Origin of the sequence: Pseudomonas sp. B21-028 (genome assembly GCF_024749045.1) — a bacterium.
Taxonomy (GTDB): Bacteria; Pseudomonadota; Gammaproteobacteria; order Pseudomonadales; family Pseudomonadaceae; genus Aquipseudomonas.
In genome coordinates this window covers 130,206-150,289 of the sequence record NZ_CP087184.1, presented here as the reverse complement: position 1 = coordinate 150,289, position 20,084 = coordinate 130,206, and the positions used below count along the sequence as shown (strand labels likewise).

Below are 20,084 nucleotides of genomic sequence, written 5' to 3'. Positions count from 1 at the left end.
TCAAACTCTTCTAGAAGCGGTAGGTGAGGTCGACAAGCAGGCGCAGATCGCTTTCACGATCGCCGTCGTAAGGGCGGTTGAGCCAGCTCAGCGTGGCGCCTGCCTCGAGCACGTCGTTCCAGAGGAAACGCTGGCCGTAACCGAGCAGGCCCATGGCGCCGGTACCGTAGTCGCGCTGGCTGTAGCTGCCGGCACCGACCTGGAATTGCTGGCTCCACGCGGTTTCATAACGGCGATACAACACATGGTTGGCGGTGACGGTCGGCATGACGCCGAGGTCCGACTTGGGGTTGAAATAGGGCACCTCGTTGGAGCCACTGTTGCGGCTGGCCGCAACCTCCAGCCCCATTTCCACCTGCAGACGCGGTGTGCTGTAGAGGCCTTCACGGCCGGTCAGCAAGGTCTCGAGACGGTTGTTGCCATCGCTGAAATGGGACGGGCTGACCGTCAATTGCCACTCGCGGCTTTCATGGGCACGCCAGCGGATGAACCCGCTGCCGCCATTGGCGCGAATACCGCTGTTGAGGGCACGCAGCGGCGTGTTCGCCGAGAGGTAATCCAGGCTGCCGCCATACTGCCAGTGATCATTGATATCCCGGGCCAATGCCACCCGCGCGCCCTGTTTGTCACCGGAACCATAGCTATGGTTGGAGACTTCCGCTTCCAGGGTCATGTCGCGGCTGCGGCGCTCCACACCCAGGCGCTGCCAGCGATGATGGCCGGTGCCTTCCTCGAAGTCGCCGGTGGCGTAACCGACGCCGCCGAACAACCGCCAGTCCTCGTCGATGGGTGGGCTATAGAGCAATGTTTCGATACCGAAGTCCCGACTGCCGGTGACCGCACCGGCATCGCCGTTGCCGCCGCCATAGCTTTTGCCGGTGTAGGCCTCGATGCGCAGCTCAGCCATGTCGTGCACGTCGCGCTGGCGTTGCAAGCGTTTGACGTGGGCGTTTTCCGGGTAACGAGCAACGACGTCGTCGGTCAGCGCATCCAACTGCCGCCATTCCTGCAGATCCATGGCGGCGCGGGCCTGGGCGACTTCCAGGTCCCGGTTGCGCGGGGTGGTCGCCTCGACTTCCTTGAGCAGGTTTTCCGAACGTCGCGGCCAGTCCCGAGCCTGATACAGATCGGCCTGGGCCAACCGCAGACCGATATTGCCAGGCCCTTGGCTGACCAGGGCTTTCAGACGCGCTTCCGCGGTAGGCAGATCGGCGCCATGGGTTCCGGACTGAGCGGCGAGCATCTGAGCATCCATCCACTCGTCGTTGGGGTTGCCGATTGGCAAGCCCTTGAGCTCGACCCGTGGACGCTGGGACTTGGCCAGGTCTTCGGCCCAGGCACGGGCCTCTTCGGATCTTTCGCTTTCCAGCAGCGCGTAATAGAGCGCGGTACTGTCTTCGAAGCGATCAGCGGTATCGGCGTCCGGTGCGCTCAGCACCCGTCGGTACAGGTCGACGGCGATCTCCGGCTCACGCTGCTCCAGATAAGAAGACGCCACCCAACGCAGGGCATAGGTGGGAATACTCACACCTTCGGCGATCAACTTCTGGTACTCGGCAATCACTTCCGCCCGACGCGCCCGGGCGTTGAGCGCGCCCATGCGGTCGATCCGCCAGCGGAGTACGTCATCATGGGCCTCGGCCACCGGGGTCCAGGTGGCGAGCAACTTATCGTAATCAGCCAGGGCACGGTCAGCGATGACGAAGCGTTCCTTTTCGCTGCGACTGGCCATGTCCGCCAGGCGAACCCGCTCGGCCGCCACGTCACCTTCCAGTCGCCGCTGCACGCCACGATCAATCAGGCCAGGCTGAAGACGGGCCAGGCGCAATGCTGGCTCCGGCAAGCGGGCACGCTGCAGGGCGTTGATGTATTCCCCGGCGATTTCAGGCCTGCTGCCAGCGCGAGAGAACGCTTGGTCGTATTCGAACAGCGCTTCGTGAGGGTTGTCGGCACGGGTCAACGCATAACCCAAGGCCATGCGACGCGTCGGGTCTTCCGGCTTCGCGGCGACCATGGCCCGTGCGCGCTTGACGGCTTCATCAGGCTTGCCGGCATCGGCCTGGGTCAAGGCCAGGCCGAGTTGCAGGTCGGGGTTCTGGGGGTCGATCAGCAGCGCCTGGCGGTACAGCTCGGCAGCCGGATCCCAGCGCTTGAGGTTGCGGTAGGCGCGAGCCGTTGCGCTCAGTGCCTGGACCGGCAGGTTGCGATGGCGCCCCTGGGTTTCGTAGACCTTCACCACCTCGGTATCAAGGCCGGCCCAACTGGCGATCTGCAGATAATCACTGATCTGGGCGGTACTGGCCTGTTCGGCCGGTAGCTGACGCAACAGGGTCAACGCAGGCGTGTAATGACCGGCACGGGCGTCGAGCACCATCTGGTCATAAGCGGTATCGGCGAATGCGAAGGCCGGCCAGTACAACTGGCTGCACAACACAACGCCAAACAGCGGGCGCAAACCGCATTGAATAAGAGGACCCACAGTACGCGGCATTCGTCAGCATCCTTACATGGCCAGCCGGGTCGCAGTGCCCCCTTGCCCATCAAACAGGAAGCCGGATCAAAGGAATCCAGCCAAGCTCTAATGGGCCTAGTCTTGCATTGCGGGGCGGGGCATTTTTGAGAACGCCACAATTCTTCAGAATCGATACAGATTCAGCCCTGATCCAAAGGCGAAAAAAAACCGGCCCGTGCGCAAGGCACGGACCGGTTCTGGATGTTGCTGAAGCGGTTACTGAACGGCGACGCCGCCACCCATCTGGTTCATCACAAACGCGGTGAATTCTTCGACCGTCATTTTCTTACCGTTGAAATCAACCTGATTGTTGGCGTAGCGCAGCTTGGTCACCACGTCGTTGCCTTCCAGGGTCGCCAGCTGCGTCCCCACTGCCATGGCGCTGAACATATCGCTGGTGGCCAGGGCCTGATCCGCGATCAGCTTGGCGTCGGTCTGGCCTTCCATCTGGGCTTGCACGGTCGCCAGGTCCACCAGCATCGGCTTGGACACTTTCACGTTGAATTCCAGCAGGGCAAGCAACTGACGACCCAGTTCATCAGGCGGCAGGTCCATCGATTGCGGCTTGGCCAGATCGACGACCAGGCTCGCACGGCTTTCACCGCTGGCGGTACTGAACGACAGATTCTCCAACGCTATCTGCGGGCCAGCGGCCAGGAGTTTTTCCAGATCGGCCTTGACCTGAGCCTCTTCGGCCTCGGTCAGGTTCAGCTCCGGAGCAGGCTCGCCAGCTTCGGCGGCTTCGGCGGCGGCTTTTTCATAGGGCTGCAGCTTGGCCTGGTAAACCTGCATCAGCGACATGGTGGCGGGGATGTCGAGGTTCTTCGCGCTGATTACCATTTGCGCGGCGCCAATGGTCTTATCGTTGAACGACAACTCACCGATCTTGTAATCGGCACGCCCCGAAGCGCTGGTGCCGCTTTCGGTGCTGCTGTTCTTCATCTCGATATTCTTCAGGCCCACCACCGACTTCTGCTCGCCGAAGCTGGCCTTGATGTTGCTCAGAATCAGGGCGTTATCGCCCATGTAATAGCCGTAGCTGCTCTTGCTCAGATTGCTGGCAAGGGTCAGGCCATTCAGCTCGACCACTACCGGGCTCTGATCTTCCGCGACGCTGGTCAGCTTGAGGCTGTCCATATAGCCGTCGGCCTTGATCTTCTGTGCCTGGGCATTGGCGGCCAGGTCGAGTTTCAAACCGGAGAATACGACCTGGGACTGCTCATCCAGCTTGGCGTCCAGGGGCAGCAACTCCAGCGTGCCGTTGACCGATTGGTCATAGCCCAGGTTGAACACGCCTTTGAGCGGCGATTTGTCCTTGGCGGCGGCGAACCATTTTTCGGTCAGCGGGGTCCGCTCGATTTCGGTGTGACTGGTGGCCATGACCGGCAGCCACTTGAGGGTCATCAGACGGGAAAAAGGTAGCGGACCATGTTCGATGTGGTCCACGACCAGCAACTCGACCGCTTCGCCACCAAACATGTCGCCTTCACCCTTGAGGCGATAATGGGCGGTGCTACTGAAGATCCCACGATCCAGCGAAACCAGTTCGATGGAGGACGAGCTGTTGGAGCCGGCCAAGGCAGTTACCATCTGCTTGTTACTTTCGGCAATGGCAGTTTGCAGCACGCCCTCAAGCTTGGTTCCGGTGTACCAGGCGCCGCCCGCACTGACAGCTCCGATCGCTACAACGATTCCCAAGAGTACGCTTGCTGATTTATTCATAAGTGACCCGATCGATATCCATGGTTGAAAAAAGCCGTCGTCTTCCCTGACCCGCGAAGGGTGTGGCTTGACGCCGTAGAGTGGGGGGGGAGATTACCATCAGGCACCCCTGGGGGCCCAATGTTTAAAGGGGGGAAAGCAAATTCTTGAGAGGTGGTCTACGAATATTGGACTTCGATTTCGTCCAGTTGATGGTCGAAAGTCCTGAGCCGCGCCGTCCAGGTGTACACCAACACCTCGAAATCGCGGTTGATGACCGCCGCGCCCGATGACTCTGCACGAGGGTCGCAGAAGTCCAGCTGATAGCGTTCACGGGCCATGGCATTGGCCACATCGCATAGCTCACGGGCATTGTTGAGCCAATGCCAGCCGTCCTGGGCGACTTGTTTGTCCAAAGCGGCGCATTGGATCTTCAAGGCTTCGAGGCTTTTTTCCAACGGAGTGCCCGTGAGTTCGCCCATGACTTCCTGGAAGGTGCGGCCAGGCTGCCAGTAGCTACCCCAGAAATAACGATCGAACACTGTTTCGACCCGTCTCAATGCAACCTTGGTATCCCAGATCAGCACCAGGGTCTTGCCTTGTCCAAGATGCTTTTTCTTGATGCGTTGCCCTTGCAATGACGCCCAGGCCACGACGGCGATGGAGATCACGCCGATCAGCGCAGACGCACTGTCCAGGAATATCAGCGCTTTTTCGATCTGGTGAGTCAGCATGACGCCATAGAAATAAGTCGCCGAAAGCAGCACCAAGGCCGCGATGGCGCACCAGAAACCGGGAGCATAAGGGTTTTTCATTATTGGAATCCCCATGACCAGTGACGCATTGGCGTCGCGGACTCCATTTTTGCCAGTCCCCGACACTCACAGCATAGCAACGGCCCCGGCGTTTGCCGGGGTGTCGACAGTAATCAGCGGGACGATCCGATTACCGGCCCAAAACGACAGAACCCCTGTCTGCGTCAGCAGACAGGGGTTCTGGGAATTCAATCTTGACGATGACCTACTCTCACATGGGGAAACCCCACACTACCATCGGCGATGCATCGTTTCACTGCTGAGTTCGGGATGGGATCAGGTGGTTCCAACGCTCTATGGTCGTCAAGAAATTCTGTGACCAGCCCGTTCAACAGCAACGTGCCGGTGAAAATCGATAACTTCTACTAAAACAAAACCCCTACCTGCATCAGCAGATAGGGGTTTCGGAATTTAATCTTGACGATGACCTACTCTCACATGGGGAAACCCCACACTACCATCGGCGATGCATCGTTTCACTGCTGAGTTCGGGATGGGATCAGGTGGTTCCAACGCTCTATGGTCGTCAAGAAATTCGGGTACTGATTCGTGACCGGCTGGCCTCGCTTCAGCAAATTGGGTATGTGACAGCTTTCGGTGCTTTGTGAGCGTCGAACTTTCGGTTCATTTCGTCTTCACACACCGCAATCTGGTGCCCTTGCGCTTTTCAGCTCGGAGCAAGCAAATTGCTTGGGTGTTATATGGTCAAGCCTCACGGGCAATTAGTACAGGTTAGCTCAACGCCTCACAGCGCTTACACACCCTGCCTATCAACGTCGTAGTCTTCGACGGCCCTTCAGGGAGCTCAAGGCTCCAGTGAGATCTCATCTTGAGGCAAGTTTCCCGCTTAGATGCTTTCAGCGGTTATCTTTTCCGAACATAGCTACCCGGCAATGCCACTGGCGTGACAACCGGAACACCAGAGGTTCGTCCACTCCGGTCCTCTCGTACTAGGAGCAGCCCCTCTCAAATCTCAAACGTCCACGGCAGATAGGGACCGAACTGTCTCACGACGTTCTAAACCCAGCTCGCGTACCACTTTAAATGGCGAACAGCCATACCCTTGGGACCGGCTTCAGCCCCAGGATGTGATGAGCCGACATCGAGGTGCCAAACACCGCCGTCGATATGAACTCTTGGGCGGTATCAGCCTGTTATCCCCGGAGTACCTTTTATCCGTTGAGCGATGGCCCTTCCATACAGAACCACCGGATCACTAAGACCTACTTTCGTACCTGCTCGACGTGTCTGTCTCGCAGTCAAGCGCGCTTTTGCCTTTATACTCTACGACCGATTTCCGACCGGTCTGAGCGCACCTTCGTACTCCTCCGTTACTCTTTAGGAGGAGACCGCCCCAGTCAAACTACCCACCATACACTGTCCTCGATCCGGATAACGGACCTGAGTTAGAACCTCAAAGTTGCCAGGGTGGTATTTCAAGGATGGCTCCACGCAGACTGGCGTCCACGCTTCAAAGCCTCCCACCTATCCTACACAAGCAAATTCAAAGTCCAGTGCAAAGCTATAGTAAAGGTTCACGGGGTCTTTCCGTCTAGCCGCGGATACACTGCATCTTCACAGCGATTTCAATTTCACTGAGTCTCGGGTGGAGACAGCGCCGCCATCGTTACGCCATTCGTGCAGGTCGGAACTTACCCGACAAGGAATTTCGCTACCTTAGGACCGTTATAGTTACGGCCGCCGTTTACCGGGGCTTCGATCAAGAGCTTCGCGTTAGCTAACCCCATCAATTAACCTTCCGGCACCGGGCAGGCGTCACACCCTATACGTCCACTTTCGTGTTTGCAGAGTGCTGTGTTTTTAATAAACAGTCGCAGCGGCCTGGTATCTTCGACCGGCGTGGGCTTACGCAGCAAGTGCTTCACCCTCACCGGCGCACCTTCTCCCGAAGTTACGGTGCCATTTTGCCTAGTTCCTTCACCCGAGTTCTCTCAAGCGCCTTGGTATTCTCTACCCAACCACCTGTGTCGGTTTGGGGTACGGTTCCTGGTTACCTGAAGCTTAGAAGCTTTTCTTGGAAGCATGGCATCAACCACTTCGTCACCCAAAGGGTAACTCGTCATCAGCTCTCGGCCTTAGAATCCCGGATTTACCTAAGATTCCAGCCTACCACCTTAAACTTGGACAACCAACGCCAAGCTGGCCTAGCCTTCTCCGTCCCTCCATCGCAATAACCAGAAGTACAGGAATATTAACCTGTTTTCCATCGACTACGCTTTTCAGCCTCGCCTTAGGGACCGACTAACCCTGCGTCGATTAACGTTGCGCAGGAAACCTTGGTCTTTCGGCGTGGGTGTTTTTCACACCCATTGTCGTTACTCATGTCAGCATTCGCACTTCTGATACCTCCAGCAAGCTTCTCAACTCACCTTCACAGGCTTACAGAACGCTCCTCTACCGCATCACTTACGTGATACCCGTAGCTTCGGTGTATGGTTTGAGCCCCGTTACATCTTCCGCGCAGGCCGACTCGACTAGTGAGCTATTACGCTTTCTTTAAAGGGTGGCTGCTTCTAAGCCAACCTCCTAGCTGTCTAAGCCTTCCCACATCGTTTCCCACTTAACCATAACTTTGGGACCTTAGCTGACGGTCTGGGTTGTTTCCCTTTTCACGACGGACGTTAGCACCCGCCGTGTGTCTCCCATGCTCGGCACTTGTAGGTATTCGGAGTTTGCATCGGTTTGGTAAGTCGGGATGACCCCCTAGCCGAAACAGTGCTCTACCCCCTACAGTGATACATGAGGCGCTACCTAAATAGCTTTCGAGGAGAACCAGCTATCTCCGAGCTTGATTAGCCTTTCACTCCGATCCACAGGTCATCCGCTAACTTTTCAACGGTAGTCGGTTCGGTCCTCCAGTCAGTGTTACCTAACCTTCAACCTGCCCATGGATAGATCGCCCGGTTTCGGGTCTATTCCCAGCGACTAGACGCCCTATTAAGACTCGCTTTCGCTACGCCTCCCCTATTCGGTTAAGCTCGCCACTGAAAATAAGTCGCTGACCCATTATACAAAAGGTACGCAGTCACCCAACAAAGTGGGCTCCCACTGCTTGTACGCATACGGTTTCAGGATCTATTTCACTCCCCTCTCCGGGGTTCTTTTCGCCTTTCCCTCACGGTACTAGTTCACTATCGGTCAGTCAGTAGTATTTAGCCTTGGAGGATGGTCCCCCCATATTCAGACAAAGTTTCTCGTGCTCCGTCCTACTCGATTTCACTTCTAAGATCCTTTCGCGTACAGGGCTATCACCCACTATGGCCGCACTTTCCAGAGCGTTCCGCTAAAATCAAAGAAGCTTAAGGGCTAGTCCCCGTTCGCTCGCCACTACTAAGGGAATCTCGGTTGATTTCTTTTCCTCAGGGTACTTAGATGTTTCAGTTCCCCTGGTTCGCCTCTTGCACCTATGTATTCAGTGCAAGATAACCATCTTATGATGGCTGGGTTCCCCCATTCAGACATCTCCGGATCACAGTCTGTTTGCCGACTCCCCGAAGCTTTTCGCAGGCTACCACGTCTTTCATCGCCTCTGACTGCCAAGGCATCCACCGTATGCGCTTCTTCACTTGACCATATAACCCCAAGCAATCTGGTTATACTGTGAAGACGACATTCGCCGAAAATTCGATTGTGCTCAAAGAGCCACTCACAAATTTTACCTTAGCCTGATCCGTTACCAGTGAAAGTAACGTTCAGTCTATCTTTCTATCACATACCCAAATTTTTAAAGAACGATCTAATCAAAAGACTAGAAATCAACATTCAGCATCGTCTTGATGGAATGCTCATTTCTAAGCTTTAACGAGGGTCACCAATCGGTAATGGTGGAGCCAAGCGGGATCGAACCGCTGACCTCCTGCGTGCAAGGCAGGCGCTCTCCCAGCTGAGCTATGGCCCCGTATCGCTACAGGGTGCACCAGTAATTGGTGGGTCTGGGCAGATTCGAACTGCCGACCTCACCCTTATCAGGGGTGCGCTCTAACCAACTGAGCTACAGACCCAATCGTCTTCTTCAATGAATCAAGCAATTCGTGTGGGAGCTCATGAAGCAACTGCCGTCGTCGATTAAGGAGGTGATCCAGCCGCAGGTTCCCCTACGGCTACCTTGTTACGACTTCACCCCAGTCATGAATCACACCGTGGTAACCGTCCTCCCGAAGGTTAGACTAGCTACTTCTGGTGCAACCCACTCCCATGGTGTGACGGGCGGTGTGTACAAGGCCCGGGAACGTATTCACCGCGACATTCTGATTCGCGATTACTAGCGATTCCGACTTCACGCAGTCGAGTTGCAGACTGCGATCCGGACTACGATCGGTTTTGTGGGATTAGCTCCACCTCGCGGCTTGGCAACCCTCTGTACCGACCATTGTAGCACGTGTGTAGCCCAGGCCGTAAGGGCCATGATGACTTGACGTCATCCCCACCTTCCTCCGGTTTGTCACCGGCAGTCTCCTTAGAGTGCCCACCATAACGTGCTGGTAACTAAGGACAAGGGTTGCGCTCGTTACGGGACTTAACCCAACATCTCACGACACGAGCTGACGACAGCCATGCAGCACCTGTCTCAATGCTCCCGAAGGCACCAATCCATCTCTGGAAAGTTCATTGGATGTCAAGGCCTGGTAAGGTTCTTCGCGTTGCTTCGAATTAAACCACATGCTCCACCGCTTGTGCGGGCCCCCGTCAATTCATTTGAGTTTTAACCTTGCGGCCGTACTCCCCAGGCGGTCAACTTAATGCGTTAGCTGCGCCACTAAAAGCTCAAGGCTCCCAACGGCTAGTTGACATCGTTTACGGCGTGGACTACCAGGGTATCTAATCCTGTTTGCTCCCCACGCTTTCGCACCTCAGTGTCAGTATCAGTCCAGGTGGTCGCCTTCGCCACTGGTGTTCCTTCCTATATCTACGCATTTCACCGCTACACAGGAAATTCCACCACCCTCTACCATACTCTAGCTCGACAGTTTTGAATGCAGTTCCCAGGTTGAGCCCGGGGCTTTCACATCCAACTTAACGAACCACCTACGCGCGCTTTACGCCCAGTAATTCCGATTAACGCTTGCACCCTCTGTATTACCGCGGCTGCTGGCACAGAGTTAGCCGGTGCTTATTCTGTCGGTAACGTCAAAACCATCACGTATTAGGTAATGGCCCTTCCTCCCAACTTAAAGTGCTTTACAATCCGAAGACCTTCTTCACACACGCGGCATGGCTGGATCAGGCTTTCGCCCATTGTCCAATATTCCCCACTGCTGCCTCCCGTAGGAGTCTGGACCGTGTCTCAGTTCCAGTGTGACTGATCATCCTCTCAGACCAGTTACGGATCGTCGCCTTGGTGAGCCATTACCTCACCAACTAGCTAATCCGACCTAGGCTCATCTGATAGCGCAAGGCCCGAAGGTCCCCTGCTTTCTCCCGTAGGACGTATGCGGTATTAGCGTCCGTTTCCGAGCGTTATCCCCCACTACCAGGCAGATTCCTAGGCATTACTCACCCGTCCGCCGCTCTCAAGAGGTGCAAGCACCTCTCTACCGCTCGACTTGCATGTGTTAGGCCTGCCGCCAGCGTTCAATCTGAGCCATGATCAAACTCTTCAGTTCAAACATCTTTGGGTTTTGAGAAAACCCTAAACTTGGCTCAGCAATCGTTGGTTACATCTTTGATTTCTCGCGGAGTAACTTGTGATGCTGATAATCTGTTGACTAGCAGTCTGACTCCACAAGCACCCACACGAATTGCTTGATTCAGTTGTTAAAGAGCGGTGGGTTGAGCCTTTCGTCTCAACCGAGGCGCGCATTCTACAGCGCCCCGTGTATCTGTCAAGCGGTTATTTTAGAAGTTTTCAAAGTTTTGCTTTCCAAAACCTCAACAACTTCAACCACTTGCGCTTTCGATCTCTCGTTAGCGGGAGGCGAATTCTACAGCGTTGGTCGCTGCTGTCAACACCTCTTTTTCACCGCTTTCGACCGAGAAGATCGAACCGTCAAACCGAGCCAAACAACCTGCCCTGCCGACTCCTTCCGGACTTCGATGAACTGAAGTCCTGCGCTGCCAGAAAACATCTAACTCATTGAAACTCAAGGAGTTTTCCGTTTCGACTGCGCCGGAAGTGGGGCGAATTATAGAGACTCAGAATCTGCCGTCAACCCCTAATTTCGCTTTTCTATCAATACGTTGGAAGACACCCGACAAACAGCGTCTGCACCTTCAAAAAGCTTCTTCTATATAGAAGAAGCTTCAAATGACCCCCGCTTTCCTAAACGCAGCCACAGCCGCTTCATCCAACCCCAGCACACGCTGCAGCACTTCTAGTGTGTGCTCCCCCAACAAAGGCGGCGCGCGATGGTATTCCACGGGCGTCTTGGACAAGCGAATCGGGCTGGCTACCTGCGGCACCTTACCGGCCAAAGCATGGGGCAGCTCCATCGCCAACCCGCGTGCCCGTACCTGTGGATCGGCAAACACCTGCTCCAGATCATTGATTGGCCCGCACGGCACGCCGGCCTGCTCCAACCGAACAACCCATTCGGCAGTGGTCTTGAACACCGTCGCCTGACGAATCAATGGGATCAGTACCGCTCGGTTCGCCACCCGCTGCTTGTTCGTCACGAAACGAGGATCATCCGCCCACTGCGGCTGACCGGCGACTTCAGCAAACTTGCGGAACTGGCCGTCATTACCCACGGTGAGGATGAAGTCACCGTCAGCCGTAGGAAAATCCTGATAAGGCACGATATTGGGGTGAGCGTTGCCCAATCGCTTCGGCGCATTGCCCGTCGTCAGGTAGTTCATCGCCTGGTTGGCCAGGCAAGCCACTTGAACGTCCAGCAATGCCATGTCGATATGCTGACCGTCACCCGCCTGGTCGCGGTGAGCCAGCGCCGCCAGGATGGCCACGCTCGAATAAAGCCCCGTAAGGATATCCGTCAGCGCCACCCCAACCTTCACCGGCCCAGCGCCCTCATCCCCTTCAGGCCGACCGGTGAGACTCATCAAGCCCCCCAGCCCCTGGATCATGAAGTCATAACCGGCGCGCTTTGCATAAGGACCGGTTTGGCCAAAACCGGTGATCGAGCAATAGATCAACCGCGGATTGAGCGCCTTCAGCGAGTCGTAGTCCAGGCCATAAGCCGCAAGCCCACCGACCTTGAAGTTCTCGATCAGGATGTCGGACTTGGCCGCCAGCTCCCGCACCAGGTTCTGTCCCTCTGGGCGGGTGAAGTCGATGGTGACCGACTGCTTGTTGCGATTGGCTGATAGGTAATAAGCCGCCTCGGTCGTATTTTCGCCTCGGCCATCCTTCAAGAAGGGCGGCCCCCAGGCACGGGTGTCGTCGCCATTGCCCGGACGCTCGACCTTGATGACCTCCGCCCCCAGGTCCGCCAGGATCTGGCCGGCCCACGGCCCGGCCAGGACTCTCGATAAATCCAGTACCCGCAGGTGCGAAAGCGCGCCCATGGCCGTCCTCCTGTTAATAGAACGCCTGGATACCGGTTTGCGCGCGACCGAGGATCAGCGCATGAACATCATGGGTCCCCTCGTAAGTGTTCACCACCTCCAGGTTCACCAGATGACGGGCAATGCCGAACTCATCGGAGATACCATTGCCACCGAGCATGTCCCGCGCCATGCGGGCGATATCCAGGGACTTGCCGCAAGAGTTGCGCTTCATGATCGAAGTGATCTCTACCGCCGCTGTGCCTTCATCTTTCATACGCCCCAGACGCAGGCATCCTTGCAAGGCGAGGGTGATTTCAGTCTGCATGTCAGCCAGTTTCTTCTGGATCAACTGATTGGCCGCCAGTGGACGACCAAACTGCTGACGATCCAGGGTGTATTGGCGAGCGGTGTGCCAGCAGAATTCGGCGGCACCCAAGGCGCCCCAGGAGATGCCGTAGCGTGCCGAGTTCAGGCAGGTAAACGGACCTTTCAGGCCACGCACATCCGGGAAGATGTTCTCTTCTGGAACAAACACGTTGTCCATGACGATCTCGCCGGTGATGGAAGCTCGCAGGCCGACCTTGCCATGGATGGCCGGCGCGCTCAGGCCCTTCCAGCCTTTCTCCAGGACAAAGCCACGGATATCGCCGGCGTCGTCCTTGCCCCAAACGACAAACACATCGGCAATCGGACTGTTGGTGATCCACATCTTGCTGCCCGTCAGGCTGTAGCCGCCTTCGACTTTGCGCGCACGAGTGATCATCGCGCCCGGGTCGGAACCATGGTTCGGCTCAGTCAGGCCGAAGCAACCGATCCACTCACCGGAGGCCAGCTTCGGCAGGTATTTCTGCTTCTGGGCTTCGGTGCCAAATTCGTTGATAGGCACCATGACCAAAGAAGATTGCACACTCATCATCGAGCGGTAACCAGAGTCGACACGCTCTACTTCACGAGCGATCAGGCCATAACTGACGTAGTTCAAGCCACTGCCGCCGTACTGCTCGGGGATGGTAGCGCCCAACAGTCCCACTTCACCCATTTCACGAAAGATCGCCGGGTCGGTTTTTTCATGACGGAACGCTTCCAGCACCCGTGGCGCTAGCTTTTGCTGGGCGAACTGCTCGGCAGTGTCGCGGATCATGCGTTCTTCTTCGGTGAGCTGCTGGTCCAGCAACAATGGATCGATCCAGTTGAAGCTTGCTTTACCGGCCATGAAAAAATCCTCGCCAATCAAATGAAAAATCGTGGATTGATCCTAGGCGCGCTTTCCTACAAGGGCAAACGACGATTACGCATGTGCTTGTGCTAATTTCTCACTCCGTACACGTCAAACGTCCTGTTTGTGCCAACGATCAGTGAGGTCACCGTACATGCGCCGCAAGATCCCCAGTACCGCCGCACTGGTCAGCTTCGAGGCCGCCGCACGCCATGAGAGCTTCACCAAGGCCGCGCAGGAGCTTTCTCTCACCCAAGGGGCGATCTGCCGACAGATCGCCAGCCTGGAGGACTTCCTCAGCGTAGAGTTATTCCGACGTTCACGACGCGGCGTAAAACTGACTGAAGCCGGCCTGTCCTATAGCCGCCGGGTCGCCACCCAACTGGACGCCGTCGAGCGCGACACGCTTTCAGTGATGGGGCACACCGGCGCGAACGTGATCGAGCTGGCCGTGGTTCCCACGTTTGGAACCCAATGGCTATTACCACGCCTGAAGGATTTCCAGCAGCAACATCCGGAAGTCACCGTCAACCTGACCAACCGCACGCGACCTTTTCTGTTTGCGGACACGGATTTTGACGCTGCCATCTATTTTGGCGACGCGGACTGGTCCGGTACCGAATCCCACAAGCTCATGGGCGAAAATCCCATGCCAGTCTGCAGCCCCGCGCTGTTGGGCGACCGCGACAACCTGACACCGCAAGCCATTGCCGAGTTGCCTCTGCTACAGCAGACCACCCGCCCATATGCCTGGCGTCAGTGGTTCAACGCGCAAGACCTCAACATTGCGCGCGACCTGACAGGCCCGCGTTATGAACTATTCTCCATGCTTGCCCAGGCCGCCATGCACGACATGGGAATCGCCTTGATTCCGCCCTTCCTGATACAGCGGGAATTGGCAGAAAAACGCTTGGTCGTTGCCAACAGTAATGCGTTATCGAGCATCAAGGCCTATTACCTGATGATCCCGGAACGAAAGGTCGAATCCGCGTCTCTGCGGGCTTTTCGTGATTGGTTGGTAGGCCAAGCCAGAAGTTATCTACTTGATTACTAAGGAAAACGCTCATAACCCAGTCTGGTAGTAAGCTAATAAAAAGCGCTACAGATATAAGTTTTTGTCGCAATCAGTCAATCTGTTCAGAAATCAGTACAGTAGTCTCAGAAGCGTTCAAATACGTGGCTTTGAGCCATATCGCCCCGCTCATTACGGCTCATTCATCTGGCCGATGGGAAAATTTATAAAATTGAGCCTGAATCCGGGAAAGGCACGGCCTGCAAGGGTTAAGGACCAATGATTGCGACATTCGGTCACAGGGTGACTTGTAGTTAATTTTTCGTCACCCGTCATAATCCCTTGAAGGGCTGTATTTTCGCCTGCAAAATGCCGCGCCCCGCCTGATTCGGCGGGATCGTGCTGATCCGCCGCCCCAGCCGCACCATCCGAAGTGCATGGGTTTACTCAATAAGATCACGCAGGAGATTTGACGTGCACATTGGTGTTCCTCTCGAAACCCAGACGGGTGAAACACGGGTTGCTGCTACCCCGGAAACCATCAAGAAGCTGATCGGCCAAGGTCATAAAGTCACTGTTCAAAGCGGCGCGGGTCTCAAGGCCAGCGTTATCGACAGTGCCTATGAAGCCGCCGGCGCGACCATTGGCAGCGCCAGCGAAGCGTTCGGGGCCGAACTGATTCTCAAGGTGGTTGCTCCCAGCGATAGCGAGCTGGCGCTGATCAAGAGCGGCACCGTTCTGGTGGGCATGCTCAATCCGTTCAACAACGAAACCATCGCCAAGCTGGCCGAATGCGGCATTACCGCGTTCGCCCTCGAGGCAGCGCCACGTACCTCCCGCGCCCAGAGCCTGGATGTGCTGTCGTCCCAAGCCAACATCGCCGGCTACAAGGCCGTGCTGCTGGCCGCGCACTACTACCCTCGCTTCATGCCGATGCTGATGACGGCTGCGGGCACCGTGAAAGCGGCGCGCGTGCTGATTCTCGGCGCGGGTGTGGCCGGGTTGCAGGCGATTGCCACGGCTAAACGCCTGGGCGCGGTGATCGAGGCTTCGGACGTGCGTCCGGCGGTGAAGGAACAGATCGAATCCCTCGGCGCGAAGTTCGTCGACGTGCCTTATGAAACCGATGAAGAGCGCGAATGCGCTGTCGGCGTCGGCGGTTACGCTCGTCCCATGCCCGCAAGCTGGATGCAGCGCCAGGCCCAGGCGGTGCACGAGCGCGCCAAGCAGGCCGACATCGTCATCACCACGGCGTTGATCCCCGGCCGCAAGGCACCGACCTTGCTGAGCACCGAAACCGTGGCCCAGATGAAACCCGGCTCGGTGGTCATTGACCTCGCGGCAGCCCAGGGTGGCAACTGCCCGCTGACCGTGGCCGATCAGGTGGTTGTCGAGAACGGCGTGACCATCGTCGGCCCGACCAACCTGGCCGGCGAAGTCGCAGCCGACGCTTCGGCGCTGTACGCCCGTAACCTGCTGGACTTCCTGAAGCTGGTCTTCACCAAGGAAGGTCAGTTCGACGTGAACCTGGAAGACGACATCGTCGCCGCGTGCCTGATGTGCCGCGACGGCCAGGTCATCCGCAAAAACGCCTAAGCAGGGATTCAGACAATGGAAGAGCTTATCTCCCCCGGTATCTACAACCTGATCATCTTCGTGCTGGCGATTTATGTCGGTTACCACGTGGTCTGGAACGTAACGCCTGCACTGCACACACCGTTGATGGCCGTGACCAACGCCATTTCGGCGATCGTGATCGTCGGCGCGATGCTCGCCGCCGCACTGACCGTGACACCGCTGGGCAAGACCATGGGCACCCTGGCTGTGGCCCTGGCCGCGGTCAACGTATTCGGCGGCTTCCTCGTGACGCGCCGCATGCTTGAGATGTTCAAGAAAAAAGCCCCGAAAGCAAAAGAAGAGGCGCCCAAGTAATGAGCATGAACCTGGTAACGACGCTATACCTGATCGCGTCGATCTGTTTCATCCAGGCCCTCAAGGGCCTGTCGCACCCGACCACATCCCGTCGCGGCAACCTGTTCGGCATGCTCGGCATGGCGCTGGCGATCGCCACGACCGTGGGCCTCATCTATAAGCTGGGGGCCGAGCTTGCAACCGCAGGTATCGGTTACGTCATCGTCGGCCTGCTGATCGGCGGCACCGCCGGTTCGATCATGGCCAAGCGCGTCGAGATGACCAAGATGCCGGAGCTGGTGGCGTTCATGCACAGCATGATCGGCCTGGCAGCCGTGTTCATCGCCATCGCCGCCGTCGTCGAGCCGCAATCCCTGGGCATCGTCAAGCAGTTGGGCGACTCGATTCCGGCCGGTAACCGCCTGGAGCTGTTCCTCGGCGCGGCGATTGGCGCAATCACCTTCTCAGGTTCGGTGATCGCCTTCGGCAAACTGTCCGGCAAGTACAAGTTCCGCCTGTTCCAAGGCGCGCCGGTGCAGTTCGGCGGCCAGCACAAGCTCAACCTGATCCTGGGCCTGGCCACGCTGGGACTGGGCGTGATGTTCATGGTCACGGGCAACCTCGGCGCGTTCGCCCTGATGCTGGCCCTGGCCTTCGTGCTGGGCGTGCTGATCATCATCCCCATCGGCGGTGCGGACATGCCGGTGGTGGTGTCGATGCTCAACAGCTATTCGGGCTGGGCAGCGGCCGGTATCGGTTTCTCGCTGAACAACTCGATGCTGATCATCGCCGGCTCCCTGGTGGGCTCCAGCGGTGCGATCCTCTCGTACATCATGTGCAAGGCCATGAACCGTTCGTTCTTCAACGTGCTGCTGGGCGGCTTCGGCAACAGCGCCGATGCAGCAGGCCCGGCCGGCTCGAAAGAAGCGCGTCCGGTGAAATCGGGCTCGGCGGATGACGCCACGTTCCTGCTGACCAACGCCGACACCGTGATCATCGTGCCGGGCTATGGCCTGGCGGTGGCGCGGGCGCAGCATGCCTTGAAAGAGCTGACCGAGAAGCTGACCCACCATGGCGTGACCGTGAAGTACGCGATCCACCCGGTGGCCGGTCGCATGCCCGGGCACATGAACGTGTTGCTGGCCGAGGCCGAAGTGCCCTACGACCAGGTGTTCGAGATGGAGGACATCAACTCCGAGTTCGGCCAGGCTGACGTGGTGCTGGTGCTGGGCGCCAACGACGTGGTCAACCCGGCGGCGAAGAACGATCCGAAATCGCCGATTGCCGGCATGCCGATCCTCGAGGCCTTCAAGGCCAAGACCATCATCGTCAACAAGCGCTCCATGGCCAGCGGCTATGCCGGCCTGGACAACGAGCTGTTCTATCTGGACAAGACCATGATGGTGTTCGGTGACGCCAAGAAAGTCATCGAAGACATGGTCAAAGCCGTGGAATAACGCCCTCTGCTTCACTAAAACGCCCCGACTTGTCGGGGCGTTTTGATTTGTATCAAGGCCTGATGTTACCGATCCGGTAATGATGTTTTGCCTGAAACCCCCGTAATAGACGCCTCAAATGCGACTTTTGTCGCGGGTCGGGCACGGCGCGAATTCACTAGACTGCGCATCCTTGCTCCCAGCCCGAGAACACACTCCATGTACCGTGACCGCATCCGCCTGCCTTCGCTATTGAATAAAGTGATGAGCGCTGCCGACGCAGCCTTGTTGATCGAGAACGGCATGACCGTCGGCATGAGCGGCTTCACCCGCGCCGGTGAAGCGAAAGCAGTCCCCCACGCCCTGGCCGAGCGCGCCAAGGTGAGCCCGCTGAAAATCAGCCTGATGACCGGCGCAAGCCTGGGTAATGATCTCGACAAAGAGCTCACTCAGGCCGGCGTGCTGGCGCGGCGCATGCCGTTCCAGGTCGACAGCACGCTGCGCAAGGCAATCAACGCAGGCGAGGTGATGTTCATCGACCAGCATCTTTCGGAAACCGTCGAGCAGTTGCGCAACGCCCAGCTCAAGCTACCGGATATTGCCGTGATCGAAGCCGTCGCCATCACTGAGCAAGGCCACATCGTCCCCACCACATCCGTGGGTAACTCCGCCAGTTTTGCCATCTTCGCCCGACAAGTGATCGTTGAAATCAACCTGGCTCACAACCCGGACCTGGAAGGGTTGCACGACATCTATATCCCAACCTATCGCCCAACTCGCACACCGATTCCCTTGATGAAGGTCGACGACCGTATCGGCAGTACCGCCATCCCGATCCCACCGGAGAAAATCGCCGCCATTGTCATCACCAACCAGGGCGACTCGCCCTCGACCGTCACACCACCGGACAGCGACACCCAGGCCATTGCCGATCACCTGATCGATTTCTTCAAGCGCGAAGTCGCGGCCGGGCGCATGACCAACAAGCTTGGCCCGCTGCAGGCAGGAATCGGCAACATCGCCAACGCCGTGATGTGCGGGTTGATCGACTCACCCTTCGAAGAACTGACCATGTACTCCGAGGTACTGCAGGACTCCACGTTCGACCTGATCGACGCCGGCAAGCTGAGCTTCGCTTCAGGCAGCTCCATTACGCTGTCGAGCCGGCGCAATGCCGATGTGTTCGCCAACCTGGAGAAATACAAGGACAAACTGGTCCTGCGGCCCCAGGAGATATCCAACCACCCTGAAATCGTCCGCCGCCTGGGCATCATCGGCATCAATACCGCCCTGGAGTTCGACCTGTATGGCAACGTCAACTCCACCCATGTCTGCGGCACACGGATGATGAACGGCATCGGCGGTTCGGGCGACTTCGCTCGCAATGCGCATCTGGCGATTTTCGTGACCAAGTCGATTGCTAAAGGAGGCGCTGTCTCCAGCGTCGTGCCCATGGTCAGCCATGTGGACCATACCGAGCATGATGTCGACATCCTGGTCACCGAGATCGGTCTGGCCGACCTGCGAGGCCTGGCACCCCGGGAACGGGCACGGGTGATCATCGACAACTGTGTACATCCGATCTATCGCCAGGCCTTGAACGAATATTTTGAAACGGCATGTGCCTTGGGTGGGCATACACCCCACATCCTGCGCGATGCACTGAGCTGGCACCTGAACCTGGAAGAAACCGGGCGCATGTTGGCTGTTTGATACAGCTGGATCGGCGCTACAGCACACACAGTTTTCGTCGGTCATAGACTCAGCGCGCTTACCGACAAAAACTGTACTGCTGTACCGGTGTTTTCGTAGCGAATTTTGCCGCTTAACACCTCAAGCCATCACAAAACGCACCATAATTGTGCAGATAGGTACAGTTGTCTCAATATTGACCAGTACACCACCCTTTAACAGTTAACTGGTCGCGCACAATACTAGAGAACTGTATCTACAGAGTCTGGCCAAACGAGAGGATCATGGGCACCAGTTAAAGTTAAACCACTACCTAATCCCGCCA

General features: G+C 57.2%; 10 protein-coding genes, 2 tRNA genes and 4 rRNA genes. 5 read left to right on the top strand and 11 right to left on the bottom strand.

Going from position 1 to position 20,084, the window contains the following annotated elements:
- Nucleotides 1-10: 10 nt before the first annotated feature.
- The 11 genes from pgaA to LOY35_RS00685 all read right to left on the bottom strand — a co-directional run bounded on the left by pgaA (nucleotide 11) and on the right by LOY35_RS00685 (nucleotide 13,705).
- The gene (pgaA, locus tag LOY35_RS00735) at nucleotides 11-2,491 is read right to left on the bottom strand and encodes a poly-beta-1,6 N-acetyl-D-glucosamine export porin PgaA (protein ID WP_258629651.1); all 2,481 of its coding nucleotides are present in this window, start codon (nucleotides 2,489-2,491) and stop codon (nucleotides 11-13) included.
- Between the two features lie 237 nt (nucleotides 2,492-2,728).
- Nucleotides 2,729-4,234, bottom strand: coding sequence for a YdgA family protein (locus tag LOY35_RS00730; protein ID WP_258629650.1), 1,506 nt, complete (start codon nucleotides 4,232-4,234; stop codon nucleotides 2,729-2,731).
- Between the two features lie 158 nt (nucleotides 4,235-4,392).
- Nucleotides 4,393-5,028, bottom strand: a complete 636-nt coding sequence (locus LOY35_RS00725) for an NADH:ubiquinone oxidoreductase subunit N (RefSeq protein WP_144931549.1) — start codon at nucleotides 5,026-5,028, stop codon at nucleotides 4,393-4,395.
- A gap of 192 nt (nucleotides 5,029-5,220) precedes the next feature.
- A 5S ribosomal RNA gene (gene rrf / locus LOY35_RS00720) occupies nucleotides 5,221-5,336 on the bottom strand.
- A gap of 107 nt (nucleotides 5,337-5,443) precedes the next feature.
- Nucleotides 5,444-5,559: ribosomal RNA gene (rrf, locus tag LOY35_RS00715) — 5S ribosomal RNA — on the bottom strand.
- 170 nt (nucleotides 5,560-5,729) lie between these two features.
- A 23S ribosomal RNA gene (locus tag LOY35_RS00710) occupies nucleotides 5,730-8,621 on the bottom strand.
- A gap of 250 nt (nucleotides 8,622-8,871) precedes the next feature.
- Nucleotides 8,872-8,947: transfer RNA gene (locus tag LOY35_RS00705), tRNA-Ala, on the bottom strand.
- Nucleotides 8,948-8,973: 26 nt separating this feature from the next.
- A tRNA-Ile gene (locus LOY35_RS00700) sits at nucleotides 8,974-9,050 on the bottom strand.
- Nucleotides 9,051-9,115: 65 nt separating this feature from the next.
- Nucleotides 9,116-10,652: ribosomal RNA gene (locus LOY35_RS00695) — 16S ribosomal RNA — on the bottom strand.
- Together the 16S, 23S and 5S rRNA genes with 2 tRNA genes alongside form the textbook arrangement of a ribosomal RNA operon.
- Nucleotides 10,653-11,289: 637 nt before the next feature.
- Nucleotides 11,290-12,510: a CaiB/BaiF CoA-transferase family protein gene (locus LOY35_RS00690; protein ID WP_258629649.1), complete on the bottom strand. Its 1,221-nt coding sequence runs from the start codon at nucleotides 12,508-12,510 to the stop codon at nucleotides 11,290-11,292.
- A gap of 13 nt (nucleotides 12,511-12,523) precedes the next feature.
- Nucleotides 12,524-13,705 (bottom strand): acyl-CoA dehydrogenase, encoded by a 1,182-nt coding sequence (locus LOY35_RS00685; RefSeq protein WP_014335919.1) that lies wholly within the window; start codon nucleotides 13,703-13,705, stop codon nucleotides 12,524-12,526.
- A gap of 157 nt (nucleotides 13,706-13,862) precedes the next feature.
- Here LOY35_RS00685 and LOY35_RS00680 point away from each other — a divergent pair, with 157 nt between their 5' ends.
- The 5 genes from LOY35_RS00680 to LOY35_RS00660 all read left to right on the top strand — a co-directional run bounded on the left by LOY35_RS00680 (nucleotide 13,863) and on the right by LOY35_RS00660 (nucleotide 19,780).
- Nucleotides 13,863-14,762 carry a LysR family transcriptional regulator gene (locus LOY35_RS00680; RefSeq protein ID WP_258629647.1) on the top strand — a complete coding sequence of 300 codons (900 nt, stop codon included), beginning with the start codon at nucleotides 13,863-13,865 and terminating at the stop codon, nucleotides 14,760-14,762.
- Nucleotides 14,763-15,194: 432 nt separating this feature from the next.
- Nucleotides 15,195-16,316, top strand: coding sequence for a Re/Si-specific NAD(P)(+) transhydrogenase subunit alpha (locus LOY35_RS00675; RefSeq protein WP_258629646.1), 1,122 nt, complete (start codon nucleotides 15,195-15,197; stop codon nucleotides 16,314-16,316).
- Between the two features lie 15 nt (nucleotides 16,317-16,331).
- Nucleotides 16,332-16,652 (top strand): NAD(P) transhydrogenase subunit alpha, encoded by a 321-nt coding sequence (locus LOY35_RS00670; protein ID WP_003220416.1) that lies wholly within the window; start codon nucleotides 16,332-16,334, stop codon nucleotides 16,650-16,652.
- On the top strand, nucleotides 16,652-18,088 hold the full coding sequence (locus tag LOY35_RS00665; protein ID WP_047704057.1) for an NAD(P)(+) transhydrogenase (Re/Si-specific) subunit beta: 1,437 nt from the start codon (nucleotides 16,652-16,654) through the stop codon (nucleotides 18,086-18,088). The genes LOY35_RS00670 and LOY35_RS00665 overlap by 1 nt, the downstream gene beginning before the upstream one ends.
- 198 nt (nucleotides 18,089-18,286) lie before the next feature.
- Nucleotides 18,287-19,780, top strand: a complete 1,494-nt coding sequence (locus tag LOY35_RS00660) for an acetyl-CoA hydrolase/transferase family protein (protein ID WP_258629643.1) — start codon at nucleotides 18,287-18,289, stop codon at nucleotides 19,778-19,780.
- Nucleotides 19,781-20,084 lie beyond the last annotated feature (304 nt).